The 16,949-nt window shown below is 62.4% G+C and carries 23 protein-coding genes; 10 read left to right on the top strand and 13 right to left on the bottom strand.

What is annotated here, in order from left to right; translation table 11 throughout:
* The first annotated feature begins 56 nt into the window (after positions 1-56).
* Complete coding sequence (locus JI744_RS17110; RefSeq protein WP_202662396.1) at positions 57-536, top strand: autoinducer binding domain-containing protein; 480 nt, start codon at positions 57-59, stop codon at positions 534-536.
* A gap of 128 nt (positions 537-664) precedes the next feature.
* Here the strand turns inward: JI744_RS17110 and JI744_RS17105 are convergent, their stop codons facing one another.
* The 11 genes from JI744_RS17105 to JI744_RS17055 form a co-directional block, all read right to left on the bottom strand.
* Complete coding sequence (locus JI744_RS17105) at positions 665-1,441, bottom strand: succinate dehydrogenase iron-sulfur subunit (protein WP_202662395.1); 777 nt, start codon at positions 1,439-1,441, stop codon at positions 665-667.
* A gap of 42 nt (positions 1,442-1,483) precedes the next feature.
* Entirely contained in the window at positions 1,484-1,771 is a 288-nt protein-coding gene (locus tag JI744_RS17100; protein WP_202662394.1) for a hypothetical protein, read from the bottom strand.
* 3 nt (positions 1,772-1,774) lie between these two features.
* Positions 1,775-2,095, bottom strand: a complete 321-nt coding sequence (locus JI744_RS17095) for a hypothetical protein (protein WP_202662393.1) — start codon at positions 2,093-2,095, stop codon at positions 1,775-1,777.
* Between the two features lie 12 nt (positions 2,096-2,107).
* Positions 2,108-3,913, bottom strand: a complete 1,806-nt coding sequence (sdhA, locus tag JI744_RS17090; RefSeq protein ID WP_202662392.1) for a succinate dehydrogenase flavoprotein subunit — start codon at positions 3,911-3,913, stop codon at positions 2,108-2,110.
* Between the two features lie 9 nt (positions 3,914-3,922).
* On the bottom strand, positions 3,923-4,294 hold the full coding sequence (sdhD, locus tag JI744_RS17085) for a succinate dehydrogenase, hydrophobic membrane anchor protein (protein ID WP_202662391.1): 372 nt from the start codon (positions 4,292-4,294) through the stop codon (positions 3,923-3,925).
* Positions 4,295-4,305: 11 nt separating this feature from the next.
* The gene (gene sdhC, locus JI744_RS17080; RefSeq protein ID WP_202662390.1) at positions 4,306-4,689 is read right to left on the bottom strand and encodes a succinate dehydrogenase, cytochrome b556 subunit; all 384 of its coding nucleotides are present in this window, start codon (positions 4,687-4,689) and stop codon (positions 4,306-4,308) included.
* A 194-nt stretch (positions 4,690-4,883) separates the two neighbouring features.
* Positions 4,884-5,576, bottom strand: coding sequence for an outer membrane beta-barrel protein (locus tag JI744_RS17075; RefSeq protein WP_202662389.1), 693 nt, complete (start codon positions 5,574-5,576; stop codon positions 4,884-4,886).
* A 105-nt stretch (positions 5,577-5,681) separates the two neighbouring features.
* The gene (locus tag JI744_RS17070) at positions 5,682-6,710 is read right to left on the bottom strand and encodes a MaoC family dehydratase (protein WP_202662388.1); all 1,029 of its coding nucleotides are present in this window, start codon (positions 6,708-6,710) and stop codon (positions 5,682-5,684) included.
* Positions 6,711-6,740: 30 nt separating this feature from the next.
* Positions 6,741-6,944, bottom strand: coding sequence for a DUF1737 domain-containing protein (locus JI744_RS17065; protein ID WP_202662387.1), 204 nt, complete (start codon positions 6,942-6,944; stop codon positions 6,741-6,743).
* On the bottom strand, positions 6,944-7,498 hold the full coding sequence (locus JI744_RS17060; protein ID WP_202662386.1) for an NnrU family protein: 555 nt from the start codon (positions 7,496-7,498) through the stop codon (positions 6,944-6,946). The genes JI744_RS17065 and JI744_RS17060 overlap by 1 nt, the downstream gene beginning before the upstream one ends.
* A 38-nt stretch (positions 7,499-7,536) precedes the next feature.
* A complete protein-coding gene (locus JI744_RS17055; protein WP_202662385.1) occupies positions 7,537-8,400 on the bottom strand; it encodes an HpcH/HpaI aldolase/citrate lyase family protein in 864 nt (287 codons plus the stop codon).
* Between the two features lie 151 nt (positions 8,401-8,551).
* Between JI744_RS17055 and JI744_RS17050 the strand changes: the two genes are divergently transcribed.
* Both JI744_RS17050 and JI744_RS17045 read left to right on the top strand, forming a co-directional pair.
* Positions 8,552-8,692 carry a hypothetical protein gene (locus JI744_RS17050; protein WP_202662384.1) on the top strand — a complete coding sequence of 47 codons (141 nt, stop codon included), beginning with the start codon at positions 8,552-8,554 and terminating at the stop codon, positions 8,690-8,692.
* 213 nt (positions 8,693-8,905) lie between these two features.
* Entirely contained in the window at positions 8,906-9,118 is a 213-nt protein-coding gene (locus tag JI744_RS17045) for a CsbD family protein (RefSeq protein ID WP_202662383.1), read from the top strand.
* A gap of 45 nt (positions 9,119-9,163) precedes the next feature.
* Here JI744_RS17045 and JI744_RS17040 read toward each other — a convergent pair whose 3' ends face one another.
* Positions 9,164-9,916 carry a sulfite exporter TauE/SafE family protein gene (locus JI744_RS17040; protein WP_202662382.1) on the bottom strand — a complete coding sequence of 251 codons (753 nt, stop codon included), beginning with the start codon at positions 9,914-9,916 and terminating at the stop codon, positions 9,164-9,166.
* A 152-nt stretch (positions 9,917-10,068) separates the two neighbouring features.
* Here JI744_RS17040 and mdh point away from each other — a divergent pair, with 152 nt between their 5' ends.
* Positions 10,069-11,031 (top strand): malate dehydrogenase, encoded by a 963-nt coding sequence (gene mdh / locus JI744_RS17035; protein WP_202662381.1) that lies wholly within the window; start codon positions 10,069-10,071, stop codon positions 11,029-11,031.
* 152 nt (positions 11,032-11,183) lie between these two features.
* On the opposite strand, the gene JI744_RS17030 is transcribed toward mdh, so the two are convergent.
* Positions 11,184-11,390 (bottom strand): cold-shock protein, encoded by a 207-nt coding sequence (locus tag JI744_RS17030; protein ID WP_202662380.1) that lies wholly within the window; start codon positions 11,388-11,390, stop codon positions 11,184-11,186.
* Between the two features lie 269 nt (positions 11,391-11,659).
* Between JI744_RS17030 and JI744_RS17025 the strand changes: the two genes are divergently transcribed.
* From JI744_RS17025 to JI744_RS17000, 6 genes are all read left to right on the top strand, one after another.
* Positions 11,660-11,815, top strand: a complete 156-nt coding sequence (locus JI744_RS17025) for a hypothetical protein (RefSeq protein WP_202662379.1) — start codon at positions 11,660-11,662, stop codon at positions 11,813-11,815.
* Positions 11,816-11,871: 56 nt separating this feature from the next.
* Positions 11,872-13,113 carry a peptidase T gene (gene pepT, locus JI744_RS17020; RefSeq protein WP_202662378.1) on the top strand — a complete coding sequence of 414 codons (1,242 nt, stop codon included), beginning with the start codon at positions 11,872-11,874 and terminating at the stop codon, positions 13,111-13,113.
* Between the two features lie 72 nt (positions 13,114-13,185).
* On the top strand, positions 13,186-13,842 hold the full coding sequence (locus JI744_RS17015; protein ID WP_202662377.1) for a class I SAM-dependent methyltransferase: 657 nt from the start codon (positions 13,186-13,188) through the stop codon (positions 13,840-13,842).
* A 63-nt stretch (positions 13,843-13,905) separates the two neighbouring features.
* Positions 13,906-15,102 (top strand): hypothetical protein, encoded by a 1,197-nt coding sequence (locus tag JI744_RS17010; protein ID WP_202662376.1) that lies wholly within the window; start codon positions 13,906-13,908, stop codon positions 15,100-15,102.
* Between the two features lie 157 nt (positions 15,103-15,259).
* Positions 15,260-16,453, top strand: coding sequence for an ADP-forming succinate--CoA ligase subunit beta (sucC, locus tag JI744_RS17005; RefSeq protein WP_202662375.1), 1,194 nt, complete (start codon positions 15,260-15,262; stop codon positions 16,451-16,453).
* A gap of 5 nt (positions 16,454-16,458) precedes the next feature.
* Positions 16,459-16,941 (top strand): hypothetical protein, encoded by a 483-nt coding sequence (locus JI744_RS17000; protein ID WP_202662374.1) that lies wholly within the window; start codon positions 16,459-16,461, stop codon positions 16,939-16,941.
* Positions 16,942-16,949 lie beyond the last annotated feature (8 nt).

Genomic DNA, 16,949 nt, shown 5'->3' with positions numbered 1-16,949 from the left:
CCAGACCCTTGTGCCCGTAACGCCCGGTCAACACAACCCACCCGAAGAGATGTGACATGGCCGACGGCCGACAAATCATAGACAAGATGGCGCAACTGATTGCGCAGTTGCGCGCAAGTTGTGACAGCGGCTTCGCACTCGCCATACATATCCGCTATACCCGGCCCAGCCTGCTGTATCGCAGCTACAGTCAGGAGTGGATCGAGCGTTACAGCGAAAAGGGTTATATGCTGTTTGACCCCGTGGTGCGCTGGGGCCTGACCCATAGTGGCGGCATCGACTGGCCCGATCTGGCCGCCGAAGACCCGGAAGGCGTGCTTGCCGATGCCAAGGCACATGGGCTGCTGCATGGCTGGACCTATTCAACAGGCCCGGCAACCAGCCGGACGATCTCTGGCCTGACCCGTAGTTCCGGCCCGTTCAGCGACGCTGAAAAGGTCACGCTTGGTGCTTTGGTCGATGCGGTTCACACCACGACCGAAGGCATGGATCAGTTCGACACCGCCACGCAAGAGGCCCTGCGAACGCTGGGTTAAGCCCCGGATCGGTCCCCCAAAATCGCACCAAAGGACAACACTAAACTTATTCGGGCACTCGCCGCCACAAGCCGCACCCTCCCCCTTGGTTGCGAGGGAAGGGAAATGGACAGACCATGTCCGCCCGATCAGACCACCCGATCCACCATCATCTTCTTGATTTCCGAAATCGCCTTGGCCGGGTTCAGCCCCTTTGGGCAGGTCTTGGCGCAGTTCATGATCGTGTGGCAACGATACAGCTTGAAGGGGTCTTCAAGGTTGTCCAACCGCTCGCCCGTCGCCTCATCGCGGCTGTCGATGATCCAGCGATAGGCGTGCAGCAGGGCGGCCGGTCCCAGGTATTTGTCGCCGTTCCACCAATAGGACGGGCAAGAGGTGCTGCAAGAGGCGCACATCACGCATTCATAAAGGCCGTCCAGTTTCTTGCGATCCTCGATCGACTGGCGCCATTCCTTTTGCGGCGTGTTGGTCTTGGTTTCAAGCCAGGGCATGATGCTGGCATGCTGGGCATAGAAATGCGTCAGGTCAGGGATCAGGTCTTTCACCACCGGCATATGCGGCAGCGGATAGATCTTCACATCGCCCTTCACCTCATCCAGCCCATAGATGCAGGCCAGCGTGTTGATGCCGTCGATGTTCATCGCACAACTTCCGCAGATGCCTTCGCGGCAGGACCGGCGAAAGGTCAGCGTCGGGTCGATCTCGTTCTTGATCTTGATCAGCGCGTCCAGAACCATCGGGCCGCATTTGTCCATATCCAGGAAATAGGTATCGACCTGCGGGTTTTTCCCGTCATCAGGGTTCCAGCGGTAAATCTGGAACTTGCGCACGTTCTTGCCCTCAGGCCGCGGCCAGGTCTTGCCGGTGCGGATTTTCGAGTTCTTGGGAAGCGTGAACTGGACCATGTGGCTTGCCTTTTTCGGATGGGCGGGCGGATCGGGGCGACCTTAGGGCCGCCAGTCGGGTTGTTCGTAAAGCGGGCGGTTGGGCATCTGCCCTGATCGTTGTTTCACACAGGTGTTGAAAACACCCGAAGGGTCGCGCCCGGCCAGATAGTCGGACGAAATGGTAATATCGACGGCACCGTAATGCCGCCCGCCCGATCCGACGCCCAGTGCCACCTCGCCACGCGGATGCGCGGCCAGCTTGGCGCGCTCCATGCAGGATTTCTCGGCCTGTTCGACCGAAACGGGGCCACAGGCCGCCAGCAGCAACAGCAGGGTCAGGCGACGCATCCCTTACCCCCTTGGCAGCGGCGGAATGCCCGAACGGGCAAAGCAGGCGGCGGTATTGGGTTGGGCGGCAATACGCAGCACATTGGCCACCGTGTCGCTGCCCGCCTCGACCGCGACATCGCGCGACAACAGTTTCAGGTCTTCGCCCCCGGCATTCTCAACAATGCAGCGCGTCGCTGTATCGGCCTGCGCGCCCGCCAGATAATCGCCCACCACAGGCCGCACCACCGTTTCGGCGGTGCGTTGGCCCACCTTATCCACCATGGCCTGCGGGTCGCAGGCGGCAAGGGCAACAAGGCTGGACAGGATCAGGGCTGCGCGCATTTTGGGGTTCCCTTAATAAACCCGAGCTTTCGGCGCGATCTTCTTGGGGTCGATCCCGCCGTCCTCGTATTTCGTCAGGGGTTCAAGATGCACCGGACGGAAGGCAAGTGTCACCTTGGTGTCTTCCACCTTGGCAAGACTGTGCTTACGCCAGTTCACATCGTCACGGTTTGGCCAGTCTTCATGCGCATGGGCGCCGCGCGATTCCTTCCGCGCCTCGGCCGCGACAATGGTGGCAAGGGCGTTGGGCATCAGGTTGGTCAGCTCCAGCGTCTCCATCAGGTCGCTGTTCCAGACCAGGCTGCGGTCGGTCACCTTGATGTCGGCCATCTTGGCGGCCACCTTGCCCATCTTTTCAACGCCTTCGGCCAGCGTCTTGTCGGTGCGGAACACCGCCGCATCGGCCTGCATGGTGCGCTGCATTTCCAGCCGCAGGTCGGCGGTCGGGATGGCGCCGTTGGCGTTGCGCAAGCCGTCAAGCCGTGACAGGGCGCGGTCAACCTCGACCTTGTTGGTCGGTGGGGTGGCGGATTTAGGGTCAACCACCTCGCGTGCCTTGATCGCGGCAGCACGGCCAAAGACCACAAGGTCGATCAGGCTGTTCGACCCAAGGCGGTTCGCACCATGGACCGAGGCACAGCCCGCCTCACCCACGGCCATCAGGCCGGGGAAGATCGCATCGGGGTTTTCCGGCGTGGGGGCCAGCACCTCGCCCCAATAGTTCGTTGGAATGCCGCCCATGTTATAGTGAACGGTGGGCAGAACCGGGATCGGCTCCTTGGTCAGATCGACGCCTGCAAAGATGCGGGCGGATTCGCTGATGCCGGGCAGACGCAGGTCCAGCGTTTCCTTGGGCAGGTGGTTCAGGTGCAGGTGGATATGGTCCTTGTTCGGACCAACCCCGCGCCCTTCGCGGATTTCGATGGTCATGCAGCGGCTGACCACATCGCGCGACGCCAGATCCTTATAGGTGGGCGCATAGCGTTCCATGAACCGCTCACCGTTCGAGTTGGTGAGGTATCCGCCCTCGCCCCGCGCGCCTTCGGTGATCAGGCAGCCAGAGCCGTAGATGCCGGTCGGGTGGAACTGCACGAATTCCATATCTTGCAGCGCAAGGCCCGCCCGCGCCGCCATGCCGCCGCCGTCGCCGGTGCAGGTATGGGCCGAGGTGGCGCTGAAATAGGCCCGGCCATAACCGCCAGTCGCCAGCACCACCATCTTGGCGTTGAACACATGGATCGTGCCGTCGTCCAGCTTCCAGCAGACAACGCCGGTGCAGCGACCATCGGTGATGATCAGGTCCAGCGCGAAGAATTCGATGTAGAACTCCGCCTTTTCCTTCAGCGACTGGCCGTAAAGCGTGTGCAGAATGGCGTGGCCGGTGCGGTCGGCAGCGGCACAGGTGCGCTGCACGGGCGGGCCTTCGCCATATTCGGTGGTGTGGCCGCCAAAGGGGCGCTGGTAAATCTTGCCTTCATCGGTGCGGCTGAAGGGAACGCCGTAATGTTCCAGCTCGTACACCGCCTTGGGTGCTTCGCGCGCAAGGTATTCCATCGCGTCGGTGTCGCCCAGCCAGTCAGACCCTTTCACCGTATCGTAAAGGTGCCACTGCCAGCTATCAGGCCCCATGTTGCCAAGGCTGGCGGCAATGCCGCCTTGGGCTGCCACGGTATGGCTGCGCGTCGGGAACACCTTGGTCACGCAAGCGGTGCGCAGCCCTTGTTCGGCCATGCCCAGTGTCGCACGCAGGCCCGCGCCACCGGCACCAACCACCACCACATCATAATCGTGGGTTTCATAAGGATAGGCTTGGGTCATCATCGAACCTCAGAGAGCGATCTTGATCAGGGCGAACAGGCCCGTCGCCACGACCACGGCGGACAGCGAATAGACGAAGATCACCGCCATCTTGCGGGCGGTGCCACGGGCGTAATCCTCAATCATCATCTGCGCGCCCATGGCGAAATGGCGCATGCCGACGATCAGGATCAGCGCGGTCAGAATGGCGGGAAACGGCCGGGCAAAGGTGGCGCGCACCGCCTCATAGGGCTGGCCCAGCGCGTGGCCGAAGACATAAAGCCAGGTCGGCACCAGAAAGGCCAGCGCGACGGCGGTCACGGTCATGTGCCAGTGATGCTCGGTCCCGGTATGGGCGGCACCTTTGCCTTCGGCGCGCTTGCGGGCGGTCAGGTAACGCATGTCGGCCCCCATCAGACGATAAGAATGGTCAGGACGGTCAGCACGACCGACCCGATGATGATGCCCCAGCCCAGCTTTTCCGCCGTGGGCACGTCCAGCCCGTGGCCGGCATCAAAGTAGAGGTGCCGCAGGCCCGCCAGATAGTGATACCACACCGCCCAGGCCGAGGCCGCAAACACCAGATCGCCGAACCACGAGGTGCAGACCGCGTTGGCCACTGCGAAATATTCGGGGCTGGTCGCCGCTGCCAGCAGCCACCACACCGCCAGAATGACCCCCACGATCAGCCCGTTGCCGGTGATCCGCGTCAGGATAGAGGTGAAAGAGGTCAGTTGGGGGCGGTAGATTTGCAAATGCGGGGAAAGGGGCCGTTCGACCCGCTTGACGTTAGCCATGTCGCATCCCTTTTGGCTGGGCGCGCGGGGCCGGTTGCCCCAGCGCCTTTCGGCTGTTCCGGTTCCTGAATAGCGCGAAATTCGCGCATGTCACGCCCGACGATGCCGCAGATGCAGCCTGTTTCCGCTATCAGTGCGATTTTTTCAGGTTTGTGATCACGGAATTTTCGCGCGTGATCACAAATTAACCTGACTCAGCGCGACAGAAGCGATGTCTTGAAATCGACCGATACGGCCAGAAAACCGTCTTGTGAAGACCCGTCATGCCAGGCGACGCCAGTCTTGACCCGGTCATTCACGGCGTAATCGGCGCCCAGCTCCCATTTGCGTTCGGTCGAGCTTATGTCAAAATCATAAACGCCATAATCCACCCCGACCGACAGTTGGTCGGTTACCGCATAATCCAGCCCGACAGCGGCCGAAAATTCGGAATCCGCCGGGCTGAGCGCCAGATCAACCTTGCCCGTGCCCCGCGCGCCGATCGGCACACCGACATCCAGCCCCAACTGGCCACAGCAATCGCCCCCGGATTTGGGATAGTAAAACTGGGTATAGCTGACATCGTAGGTAAAGCCCTGCCCCGTCTGGCCGCGATATCCCAGATACAGATCGGCACGGCTGATATCGGTCTCGCGCGCGACAAAGCCACGCAGACCGCCGTAAAGGCCGCCGAATTGTGCCTCGATATAGGCTGCCCCTTCCAGTGCATTGCCATCCTTGGTGTCAGCACGCGCGCCATCGGGGCGAGGCAGTTCGGGCGACAATGGCGAGTGATCGCGGTTGAAGGAATAGATCAGCGTGCCGCCGGCCTCGATGTTGAAACCTTGGGCTTGCGCCGCGCCAGCACAAGACAACGCGGCCAGAACCGCGAGGGGGCGAAAAGACATGCTCGTTACCTCAATTAGTCGTTTTGAGGTAATGAATCACAACTGGCAGCGGATATGAATCCCCTTTCCGCCCCTGCGCGGCAGGTTTCGTATGCAACCCCGCCCCTAAAGCGGCATCAAGGCCCAGTAATCCAGATCCAGCAGTACCTCTGGCAGATACTTGCCCGCCTCGTCGCGCAAGGCAAAGGGGGCTGCGCCGGATTTCACCGCGACCAGTCGCAGCCGGATGGCCCCCACGCCGGGGGCGGCAGTTTCTGCCTTGTCCAGCACCTCGGACCAGGCCCGGACGGTATCACCGGCAAAGCAGGGGTTGGCGTGGGCCCCGCCGTTCAGCGCGACGATCATCTGCGCATTGGCAAGCCCGTTGAACGACAGCGCCCGCGCCATGGAAATGACGTGGCCGCCATAGATCAGCCGCCGTCCATCCTCGCGGAAGGTGGCGTCGAAATGCACCTTGGCGGTGTTCTGCCACAGGCGGGTGGCCAGCATATGCTCGGCCTCTTCCACGGTCACACCATCAACATGGTCGATCTTTTCGCCGACCGCATAGTCGCCCCAGCGGTGCGGCTCACCGGCCAAGGCAAAATCATAGTTGGAGAAATCCAACCCGGCGGGGAACACCAGCGCCTCAGGCGACACCACGGCTTGCAGTTTTGGAACAACCGGGTCGGGGGCTGCGGTTTCACGGTTCTTGCGCACCATGACCCAGCGCACATAGTCCAGAACCGGCGTCCCGTGCTGGTTGCGCCCGGTGGTGCGGACATAGACCACCCCCGATTTGCCGTTGGAGTTTTCCTTCAGCCCGATCACTTCGCTTTCCGACCGCAGCGTATCGCCGGGGTAAACCGGTGCCAGCCAGCGCCCCTCGGCATAGCCAAGGTTCGCAACCGCATTCAGCGAAATGTCGGGCACCGTCTTGCCGAAGACGACATGAAACGCGATCAGATCATCCAGCGGGCTGGCGGGCAGGCCACTGGCGCGGGCGAATTCATCTGACGAATAAAGCGCCCCGCGTGCGGGATAAAGCGCGTGATACAGCGCCCGCTCGCCGCCCGAAACCGTGCGCGGAACGGCATGGGCGATCACCTCGCCAATGCGGTAATCTTCAAAGAAACGGCCCGGATTGGTCTTCATTCGTCCCCCGCTCCGGGCCATCGGCCCGGATTATTGCTCACCCAGTTTCAGATCGGGCGCATAGCTGCCCGGAACCTCTTTCACCACCGCCTGCCCGCAGCGCATCACTCCGCGCACGGCATCAAACCCATAAGTCGGGCTGCCGTGCAGCTCCCACCCCTTGGACAGCGCCAGCGACACCTTGTGGCAAAAGGCCGAGGTGTCATCATCCGACAAAAAGCGATAGAGTTTCATCAGTAGTTCCCCAGAAACACCGGGTGGCCCAGCCACTGGTGGATCAGCGCGGCAACCCCGATGATCACGACCGTGCCCACAAGGTTCATCGCATCGCCCTTCAGGCCACGGCCATGCACCGGGCGCAGCCAAGGGCCTGCCCCGTTGATCAGCGACATCTCAATGAAAGCCCAGATGGCAAGGCAGCCGAACAGCACGATCGAGGCGAGATCCCCGTTCACCAGCAGATGAGCCACCGCCCAGACCACGGTTCCCCACAGCATCGGATGGCGCATCCGGGTGTAAAGCGTGCCCTTGGTGCCGCCGACGCCGAACAGAAAAACACTGATCAGCATCAGCGTGTTGTTCAGGTGACCCGCGCCGGGGAATGGATTGTAGATCGGGATAAAGTCGGTCTGGCGGTACCCGATCACCATCAGCAGCACGCCCAGTAGGATCAGGGCGGCGACCAGCCCTTTTCCGGCATCGCCCATGCGGGCGCGCAACCCGGGCGCCATGCGCTTGAACGTGTGGGCCAGCACCCACAACAAGAGGCCAAGGATCAGGACAGGCATCATATGCTCCGACGATGTGAACTGGCCCTAGGTTGCCGTCAGCCAGCCAGCGCCGCAATAGCCTGTGCCTTCGCAATCAGGGCATTCGCGGTGACGATGTGCAGATTTTCCACGATTTTGCCGTCGACCACGGCCACACCTTGCCCGGCGGCCTTGGCCTCGGCATAGGCGGCAATCTGGCGATGGGCCAGATCCAGTTCTGCTGGGCTGGGGGCAAAGGCGGCGTTTGCAATGTCAAGCTGGGCGGGGTGGATCAGCGTCTTGCCGTCAAACCCCATGTCGCGGCCCTGTTCGCATTCGGCGCGCAGACCCTCTTCGTCCTTGAAGGCGTTATAGACGCCATCGACGATCACCTTGCCATGGGCGCGCGCGGCCAGCAGGCACAGGCCAAGACCCGCCTGCATGGCCAGACGGTCTGTGCGGAACCGGCTGCCCAGTTCCTTGGCCAGATCGTTGGTGCCCATCACCATACCCTTCAGGCGGGGGTGGGCGGCAATCTCGGCGGCGTTCAGCATGCCCAGCGCGGTTTCCATCATCGCCCAAAGGTCGGCACCCGGCACCCGTTCTGCCACGGCGTCCAGATCGGCGGCGCTGTTGACCTTGGGGATCAGCACCGCATCCACCTTTGCGCCCCCGGCAATCGCCGTGCTGATCGCATCGGCATCGGCGCGGCCCCATTCGGTATCAAAGCCATTGATCCGCACAATCCGCGCGCGGGGGCCAAAATCCCAGTCGGTCAGCACGCGGGCCAACAGCGCGCGCGCGGCGGGCTTTTCCTCGGGGGATACGGCATCCTCCAGATCGAAGATGATCGCATCGGCGGCCAGCCCCATCGCCTTTTCCAAGGCCCGCTCTTTAGAGCCGGGGATGTAGAGGACAGAGCGATAGGGGCGCGAGGACATGATTCTCTCCGGGCAATTTTCTTGCGCACAGACTGCGCATTTTGGCATTTTCGGCAAGGATAAAGTTTCTGCACCGCAGAATGAGCGGGCCATTAACCCGCCGTTACCCGGACAGCGGCAACCTGCCCCGGCAAAACACATCGGAGGCCCCATGGAAAAATCGCATTTTGCCCTGTCGCTTGGTCTGGTGGGCGTGATTTTTGTAATGCAGGCGGGCTGGGGCGGCGCGCTTTGGCCTGTGGCACATGCCGCCCCCTGGCCTTTGCCGGCGCTGATCCAGCGGCTGCCCTGATCGTCAAGCTTGTTCGCCGGGTATCGGCGGCAAGCGGCAGGCAAATACGGCCCTTTTCGCAAAACTCCGCCGGTTTCCGGCCCACGCCCGCCGCGCGGTTGATCTTGCCCCGACCCGCCCCACCTTTTGAACATGCACACCGCAGTGGCCCAAGGGCCGTGCCCGTGCATCGGCCCCGACGGGCCGTTCCGCCCGCAAACGAAGGAGTTCGTGATGAGCAGCACCACCGACAAGATCAAGGGTCTGGCCAACGAAGCCGTAGGCAATGCCAAACAAGCCATCGGCAAGGCAACCGGAAACGAGCGCCTGCGCAGCGAGGGCGAGGTTCAGGAAACCAAGGGCGAGGCCCAACAACTGGTGGGCAAGGCCAAAGACGCCGTGAAATCAGCGGCCGATGCGGTCAAGAAGGGCATTGACCGGGTTTGACGACGCTAGAGTGGGCAGGGTTCTTTCGGGCGCCCTGCCCCAGCCTTAGCCCAGCGCGGCAGACAGCCCCTTGTAGACCAGTTGCGCCCCGATGATCAGCAAGGACCAGGTGACAACGCGGAAAAACAGCTTTTCCGGCAAGACTTTGACCAGCCAGACCCCCAGGAAGACCGCCGCCGCCGCCACCGGCATCAGAACCGCCGCCAGTTCCAGACTGTGCAGGTTGATCTGCCCCAGAAAGAAATACGGGATCAGCTTGATCGCATTGGCATAGGCGAAGGCAATGGTGGACGTGCCTGCGAAAGCGGCCTTGCGCATGCCCAAGGGCAGCGTCCAGACTTGATAGGGCGGTCCGCCGGTGTGGCTGACAAAACTGGTAAATCCGGCCACTGTGCACCACGCCAGCCCCGGCCCCACCTCGGCCCGCTTTGGTTCCTCGACCGCAGGGCGGCGCAAAAGTTGGTTGAGTGCAAAGGCGACCGAAATCAGCCCGACCAGCGCCGTCACCCAGAATTCAGGAACCACGCTGGCCGTCGCCCAACCGACCGCGACCCCGATGGTCAGCCCGACAATGGCGATGGCCAGCACGCGGCGGTCAAACTCTTTGCGATAGGCGTAGAGGCCAAACCAGTCGGACACGACATAGACTGGCAGCATCAACCCCGCCGCCACCACCGGGCTGATCACCAGAGACAGCAGCGGAACGACCAGCGCGCCCACAATCGGCAGCCCGCCCTTGCCCATGCCGGTCATCACCGCAGCAACGACAGCGACCACCCAGAATTCCCATCCGCCCATGGTCCGCCCCCCGGTTTGCGGCAGGTGTTAGCGCAAAACCGGCAGATTGAGCAATCCCACCCCCATTGCCGCAGACGCGAAGGCTTGCGCGACGGGCAAGTTTGGGCTTACGAACCCCGCGTCAGTCACCAGACCCAAAGGGGATTCCAGCCATGGCACGACCGAAGATTGCGCTTATCGGCGCTGGCCAGATCGGCGGCACACTCGCCCATCTTGCAGCGATCAAGGAACTGGGGGACGTGATCCTCTTTGATATCGCCGAAGGAACCCCGCAGGGCAAATCGCTGGATATCGCGCAATCCGGCCCGGTCGAAGGCTTTGACGCCACGCTGCGCGGCGCCAACAGCTACGAAGATATCGCGGGGGCCGATGTCTGCATCGTCACCGCCGGTGTGCCGCGCAAACCGGGGATGAGCCGCGATGACCTGCTGGGCATCAACCTGAAAGTGATGAAGTCGGTCGGCGAAGGCATCAAGCAGCACGCGCCGAACGCCTTTGTGATCTGCATCACCAACCCGCTGGATGCGATGGTCTGGGCGCTGCAACAATTCTCGGGCCTGCCCGCAAACAAGGTTGTCGGCATGGCGGGCGTGCTGGATGCGGGCCGCTTCCGTCATTTCCTGTCGGTGGAATTCAACGTCTCGATGAAGGACGTGACCGCCTTCGTTCTGGGCGGCCACGGCGACACGATGGTGCCGCTGACCCGTTATTCCACCGTCGCCGGTATCCCCCTGCCCGATCTGGTGCAGATGGGCTGGACGACACAGGAAAAGCTGGACGCGATCGTGCAGCGCACCCGCGATGGCGGCGCGGAAATCGTTGGCCTGCTTAAAACCGGCTCGGCCTTCTACGCGCCCGCCGCTTCGGCGATTGAAATGGCGGAAGCCTACCTCAAGGACCAAAAGCGCCTGCTGCCCTGCGCCGCCTATGTCGATGGCGCCTATGGTCTGAAGGGCATGTATGTCGGCGTGCCGACGATTCTGGGCGCCGGTGGTGTTGAGCGTGTCGTGGACATCAAGCTGAACGCTGATGAGCAAGCGATGCTGGACAAGTCGATCGACGCGGTGAAGGGATTGGTTGCCGCCTGCAAGGCTATCGATCCGTCGCTGGCCTAACAGCGGTGCGTGCCAGGCACGCATCCTACGGCAGAATGGAACGCGCATCTCGAAAGGGGTGCGCGTTTTTTGTTGGCAGCAGGTATCACGCGCTGCAAAAACAAAAAGGCGGCCCGAAGGCCGCCTTTCCTGCCCTGTGGGGGCGAATTCGCTTATGCGAACTTCAGGTTCACAGCCGACTCGCGACCATCACGGCCCGATTCGATGTCGAAGGTCACAGCCTGGCCGTCCTTGGGGGCGGTCAGACCGGCGCGTTCGATCGCCGAGATGTGCAGGAACACGTCGCGCTTGCCACCCTCAGGGGCGATGAAGCCGTAACCCTTGGTAGCGTTGAACCATTTCACGGTGCCGTTGGCCATCGTGAGATCTCCTATAAATGCCACCCGCACAATTGCGATGGCCAGGCCAGTCAGTCCGCAATCGAAAACTGAAGCCAGAAGGAGACAGGTCGATAGTGAAGAACGTAGCCGCCTCTAAATAGGTCAAAATCGCCGTTTTTACAAGTCTATTTCCGGCCCCGTTTCACGGGCCTTCGCCACGGGTGTTTCACGGCACTTTCGCAACCGATGCGCATCCCCCTTGCCCATGGGGCGCGATTGGGGCATCCCATCGGCAACAGGAGGCCCAGATGGACTATTCCAAATCCGGCAGCGCAGCCGCTGCAAAATTCGCCCCGCGCCCGAAACGCGCCACACTCAAGGGTGCGCCAACCGCGAAACCCGATGCCAAGGCCGAACTTCTGGCTCGCATGAAGGCCGCCGCCGAGGCCCGCAAGAAGGAGTGAGGGGCAGTTGACTTCGCCCCATGCCTGCCGCCACATCCAGCGGCAGGAGAGCAGACATGACCGACAGCGCCCAAATCATCGCCGAACTCGAATCGCGCCTGACACGCTATTGCGCCATCGATAGCCAAAGCGATGAGGACAGCCCGACCTCTCCCTCAACCGCGATTCAGTTGAACATGGCCAATCTGCTGGTGCAGGAACTGGCCGAGATCGGCGCCAGCGATGTCCAGCTGACCGAGTATGGCACCGTCATCGCCACCCTGCCCGGCACCGCCCCTGGCCCGGTGGTGGGGTTTCTGGCCCATATGGATACCGCGCCGCAGTTCAACGCGACCGGGGTCAAACCCCGCGTGATCCGGGGCTATAACGGCGGCCCGATCAGCTATCCTGACAATCCGGCGCTGACCCTCAGCCCGGAAACCTCACCCCATCTGGCAGAAAAGCTGGGCCATGACATCGTGACGGCCTCTGGCCTCACGCTTCTGGGGGCCGATGACAAGGCAGGGATCGCGGTGATCATGACGGCGGCGCGCCAGCTTCTGGCCTCGGACGCGCCCCGCCCGACGATCCGCATCGCCTTCACCCCGGATGAGGAGATCGGTCGCGGCGTTGACAAACGCCTGCCTGCCGACCTTGCCACCGATTTTGCCTATACGTTCGATGGCGGCGCGGTGGGCGAGATTGAGTATGAAACCTTTTCCGCCGATGGCGCGGTGGTCACCATCAAGGGTGTCTCGATCCACCCCGGCCTTGCCAAAGGCAAGATGGTCAACGCCACCACGCTTGCCGCCAAACTGCTGTCGGCCCTGCCGCAGTCAACGATGCAGCCAGAGGTGACCGAAGGTCGCGAGGGCTTTCTGCATTGCACCGACATGACCGGGGGCTCGTCGGAAATGGTGCTGAAATTCATCCTCCGCGATTTTGAACTGGATGGGCTGCAACAAAAGGGCGACATCCTGCGCGCCGCCTGTGCCGCCCTGCAAACCGGAGAGCCGCGCGCCGAAATATCCTGCGCGATCAGGCCACAATACCGCAACATGCGCTATTGGCTGGAAAAAGACATGACGCCGGTCGATCTGGCGCGCGACGCCGCCCGCGCCATCGGGCTTGATCCGGTCTCCGTCCCGATCCGGGGCGGCACTGACGGCTCTCGGTTGACCGAGATGGGCCTGCCCTGCCCCAACCTGTTCACCGGAATGCAGGAAATCCATGGCCCGCTGGAATGGATCAGCCTGCAAGACATGGCCAAGGCCACCGATCTGATGCTGGCCATCGCGCAAAAAGCAGCCAAGCCCTGACCCTTTCACATTGGCATAAATATCCCACGGGGGGTCCGGGGGCGTGAAGCCCCCCGGCCTTGGCCACCAGACATGACGCATCCCATCTCTCCCTATCTTGTCCCCGGCTTTTACGACCGCGAACTGGCGCGCGGGCGGCACCGCGATATTGTCGGCGGTCGCTGGGATGAGACGGGCGAGGCGCAGATACGCGTGCTGCTGGAGGCAGGTCTGCGCCCGCACCACCGCCTGCTCGACATCGGCTGCGGCGCGCTCCGGCTGGGCTGCAAGGTGGTGCCCTATCTTGATCCGGGTCATTACTGGGGCACCGACCAGTCGGCAGCCCTGATGCAGCGCGGGTATGAACTGGAGCTGGCGGACAAGAACCGCCTGCCTCCTGGCCAGTTGGTCGAGGATGCCGGTTTCACCTACCCCGCCATCCCCGACACGATCGACTTTGCCATCGCCTGGGGTGTGTTCACCCATCTGCCCGCGCCGCTGCTGGCCGGGGCGCTGCCCCGGCTGCGGGCGCGCTTTCCGTGCCTGAAAGCCGCCCTTGTCACCGTGTTTCTGGCCCCCGAAGGTGCCGGCGCCACCCGGCAGCGCGACGGCGTTGTCACCCATCCCGACCGTCCGCCCTACCACATTACCCCCAAAGCGATGCAGGACATGGCAACTGCGGCAGGTTTCGCCGCCGAGGCCCGCGACGACCGCCTGCCTAGGGGGCAGGTACTATGGACGCTGCGCTGAATTCCTGACCTTGCGGGCAAAGGGCCACCGGCGCAGGCTGCCCCGAACAGAACCGAGGTTGTGATGCGCCCCTACCTTTTCCCCCTGCTTCTTGCCGCCACACCACTGCATTCCGAAACGCTCAGCGCCGAAATCGGTCGCGCGGGCCTTGCCCCGACCGAGGCGCGACTGGCCACCCTGCCCGCCCCCAGCGATGAGGAGAAGTTCGCCCTTGGCGGCCTGCGGTTCCTGCGCGCGATTGAGATCAGCTTTCAGATCCGCTGGCAGAACGGCATGACCGACCGCACCGGCATGCTGCCCCTGCTGCGCCTGCCGGTGCCCGACAATCCCAACCCGGCCCCGTTTGACCCCACCTCGGTTGCCGAGATTTTCCGGCAGTCTGAAACCACCCTGACCGGCGCGCATCAGGTGCTGGAGACGATCCCCGACACCGCCGATTTCGGCCTCACGGTCAATCTGGCCGACCTGTGGTTTGACGTGAACGCCAATGCCACCCGCGACCCGGAAGAGGGGCTGCTGGACATTGCCGGCCCCGCCCTGCTGGGTTGGCAATGGTCACAGCGTGACCCTGCCACCCCTGCTCCGGTGATCCGCTTTGACGTGGCCGATGCCGCCTGGCTGGCCGCCTATGCCCATGGCTTGCAGGCCATTTCGCAAGTGGTGTTGGCCTATGACCCGACAGAACCCGTGACCCGCATCCTCGCCACCCGCAGCAAATTGACCGAACATGGCCCCTTGCCGCCCGACATGCTTTTTGGCAGCGCAGGTGATGGGCTGGACAGTTTCGACATGATTGCGCTTGCGCTGGCCACGCTGAACCAGCAGCCCGATACCGCGCGAATGGTGGCGGCGCGCGACAACCTGCTGGCGGCCGTGGACCAGAACCGCATGTTCTGGACCCGCGTCGCGGCAGAAACCGACAATCAGGCCGAATGGCTGCCTAATGCCAGGCAGACCTCGGCCCTCGGGCTGACCCTGCCACCCGATACAGGGGCCGTCTGGCAAGCAGTGCTCGCCGATGGCGAAGAACTGCTAAAGGGCGACAAGCTGATCCCCTACTGGCGCTCTGGCCCCAGTGCTGGGATCAATCTGGCCAAGATCTTTATCGAACCGCGTCCCGTTGATGTACCGGGATGGATTCAGGGCTGGGCCGCGATGCCCTATTATCAGGCAGGCGAGACGGTCAGCGCCGAAAACTGGAGCCGTTTCGAATCTATCATAGGCGGCGATGCCATGCTGATGGCGCTGTGGCTGAACTGACTGCAAGGGTTTCCGCTAACATTCCGCGTTTGTGATCACACGTTTTTAACCTGTGATCACAAACGTCGCTTTTCATGAATTTGTTGGCATTTCGGGTTTTGCAGGCCTGCAAAATCATGGCATCACGCCCCAAATTCATCATGACGGGAACCGCCCCATGAACATTCACGAATATCAGGCCAAGGGTCTTTTGCGCGATTATGGCGTGCCGGTTTCGGCAGGTCGCGTTGTGCTGCGGGCCGAAGATGCCAAGACCGCCGCTGGCGAGATGGACGGTCCGCTCTGGGTCGTCAAGGCGCAGATCCATGCCGGTGGCCGTGGCAAGGGTCATTTCAAGGAACCCGAAGCTGGAGAAAAGGGTGGCGTCCGCCTTGCCCGCTCGGTGGAAGAGGCCGCTGAATTCGCCCGCCAGATGCTGGGCCGCACACTTGTCACCATCCAGACTGGCGAGCAGGGCAAACAGGTCAACCGCATCTACATCGAAGACGGCTCCGATATTGACCGCGAATTCTACCTTGCCCTGCTGATCGACCGCGTAACCAGCCGCATCTCGATCGTCTCTTCGACCGAGGGCGGGATGAGCATCGAAGACGTGGCGCATGACACGCCCGAAAAGATCCTGACCTTCTCGATCGATCCGGCCACCGGCTTTCAGGATTTCCACGGCCGCCGCGTCGCCTTTGGTCTGGGCCTGCAAGGCAACCAGATCAAGCAATGCGTCGGCATCGTGCGCAACCTCTATAAGCTGTTCGTCGAAAAAGACATGGACATGCTGGAGATCAACCCCTTCTGCGTGCTGAAAGACGGCAGCCTGAAACTGCTGGATGCCAAGATGGGCTTTGACAGCAACGCCCTTTACCGCCACGCCGACATCCTGGCGCTGAAGGACGAGACCGAAGAAGACCCCAAAGAGTTGGCCGCGCAAAAGTTCGACCTGAACTATGTGGCGCTGGATGGTGAGATCGGCTGCATGGTCAACGGCGCTGGTCTGGCGATGGCCACGATGGACATCATCAAGCTTTATGGTGCCGAACCCGCCAACTTCCTTGACGTCGGCGGTGGCGCCACCAAGGAAAAGGTGACCGAGGCGTTCAAGATCATCACCTCTGACCCGAACGTCAAAGGCATCCTCGTCAACATCTTCGGCGGCATCATGCGCTGCGACATCATCGCCGAGGGCGTTCTGGCCGCGGTGAAAGAGGTCGGCCTGAAGGTGCCGCTGGTGGTGCGCCTTGAAGGCACCAACGTCGAACTGGGCAAGGACATCATCCGTAATTCCGGCCTGAACGTGATCGCCGCCGACAACCTGTCGGATGCGGCACAAAAGATCGTCAAGGCAGTGAAGGGGTAAGGCCCATGATGCGCCGGAGCCTTCTTGCTTTGTGTCTGCTTGTGGCGGGCTTCCCTGCCACAGCCGACACGGCAGGCAATCCGGCGCTGGCGCGTCAGGGGTTCGATGCCTGCGTGGCCGCCTTTGGCGACCCGGTGGCCGGGCTGCGGAACCTCAAGGCCGACGGCTGGGATTATGTTGGATCAGAGGGCGTCTATCAGTGGACAACCAAGGCCAACCGCCGGGTCGTTATCGCTTTGGGCCGCAAGGGGCACCCGACGCAGGGCTGCTTTGCCTCTTACAACAAGATGACAAACCGGCAGGCCATGGATTTGGCCGCCAAAATCGCTTCTGACCTGCATCTGAAGGCTACGGCTGCAAAGCAGGCCTACGGCGGGACCATCTGGGTCGGCTCTGTTCATGGACGCGGTGCCGCCCTGAATGTCGTGCCGGTCACCCAATATGACTTTCACAAAGGCGCTGCGGTCTTGCTGCTGGCGCAGGAATAGGAACCAAC

Origin of the sequence: Fuscibacter oryzae (assembly GCF_016765795.1) — a bacterium.
Taxonomy (GTDB): domain Bacteria; phylum Pseudomonadota; class Alphaproteobacteria; order Rhodobacterales; family Rhodobacteraceae; genus Fuscibacter; species Fuscibacter oryzae.
Note: the sequence above shows the minus strand (reverse complement) of the source record. Positions and strands in the feature narration are given on the sequence as shown.

Excerpts from the sequence above, each read along its gene's own strand:
- JI744_RS17110 (WP_202662396.1), top strand. The coding sequence starts at position 57 with ATGGCCGACGGCCGACAAATCATAGACAAGATGGCGCAACTGATTGCG.
- JI744_RS17105 (WP_202662395.1), bottom strand. The coding sequence starts at position 1,441 with ATGGTCCAGTTCACGCTTCCCAAGAACTCGAAAATCCGCACCGGCAAG.
- JI744_RS17100 (WP_202662394.1), bottom strand. The coding sequence starts at position 1,771 with ATGCGTCGCCTGACCCTGCTGTTGCTGCTGGCGGCCTGTGGCCCCGTT.
- JI744_RS17095 (WP_202662393.1), bottom strand. The coding sequence starts at position 2,095 with ATGCGCGCAGCCCTGATCCTGTCCAGCCTTGTTGCCCTTGCCGCCTGC.
- sdhA (WP_202662392.1), bottom strand. The coding sequence starts at position 3,913 with ATGACCCAAGCCTATCCTTATGAAACCCACGATTATGATGTGGTGGTG.
- sdhD (WP_202662391.1), bottom strand. The coding sequence starts at position 4,294 with ATGCGTTACCTGACCGCCCGCAAGCGCGCCGAAGGCAAAGGTGCCGCC.
- sdhC (WP_202662390.1), bottom strand. The coding sequence starts at position 4,689 with ATGGCTAACGTCAAGCGGGTCGAACGGCCCCTTTCCCCGCATTTGCAA.
- JI744_RS17075 (WP_202662389.1), bottom strand. The coding sequence starts at position 5,576 with ATGTCTTTTCGCCCCCTCGCGGTTCTGGCCGCGTTGTCTTGTGCTGGC.
- JI744_RS17070 (WP_202662388.1), bottom strand. The coding sequence starts at position 6,710 with ATGAAGACCAATCCGGGCCGTTTCTTTGAAGATTACCGCATTGGCGAG.
- JI744_RS17065 (WP_202662387.1), bottom strand. The coding sequence starts at position 6,944 with ATGAAACTCTATCGCTTTTTGTCGGATGATGACACCTCGGCCTTTTGC.
- JI744_RS17060 (WP_202662386.1), bottom strand. The coding sequence starts at position 7,498 with ATGCCTGTCCTGATCCTTGGCCTCTTGTTGTGGGTGCTGGCCCACACG.
- JI744_RS17055 (WP_202662385.1), bottom strand. The coding sequence starts at position 8,400 with ATGTCCTCGCGCCCCTATCGCTCTGTCCTCTACATCCCCGGCTCTAAA.
- JI744_RS17050 (WP_202662384.1), top strand. The coding sequence starts at position 8,552 with ATGGAAAAATCGCATTTTGCCCTGTCGCTTGGTCTGGTGGGCGTGATT.
- JI744_RS17045 (WP_202662383.1), top strand. The coding sequence starts at position 8,906 with ATGAGCAGCACCACCGACAAGATCAAGGGTCTGGCCAACGAAGCCGTA.
- JI744_RS17040 (WP_202662382.1), bottom strand. The coding sequence starts at position 9,916 with ATGGGCGGATGGGAATTCTGGGTGGTCGCTGTCGTTGCTGCGGTGATG.
- mdh (WP_202662381.1), top strand. The coding sequence starts at position 10,069 with ATGGCACGACCGAAGATTGCGCTTATCGGCGCTGGCCAGATCGGCGGC.
- JI744_RS17030 (WP_202662380.1), bottom strand. The coding sequence starts at position 11,390 with ATGGCCAACGGCACCGTGAAATGGTTCAACGCTACCAAGGGTTACGGC.
- JI744_RS17025 (WP_202662379.1), top strand. The coding sequence starts at position 11,660 with ATGGACTATTCCAAATCCGGCAGCGCAGCCGCTGCAAAATTCGCCCCG.
- pepT (WP_202662378.1), top strand. The coding sequence starts at position 11,872 with ATGACCGACAGCGCCCAAATCATCGCCGAACTCGAATCGCGCCTGACA.
- JI744_RS17015 (WP_202662377.1), top strand. The coding sequence starts at position 13,186 with ATGACGCATCCCATCTCTCCCTATCTTGTCCCCGGCTTTTACGACCGC.
- JI744_RS17010 (WP_202662376.1), top strand. The coding sequence starts at position 13,906 with ATGCGCCCCTACCTTTTCCCCCTGCTTCTTGCCGCCACACCACTGCAT.
- sucC (WP_202662375.1), top strand. The coding sequence starts at position 15,260 with ATGAACATTCACGAATATCAGGCCAAGGGTCTTTTGCGCGATTATGGC.
- JI744_RS17000 (WP_202662374.1), top strand. The coding sequence starts at position 16,459 with ATGATGCGCCGGAGCCTTCTTGCTTTGTGTCTGCTTGTGGCGGGCTTC.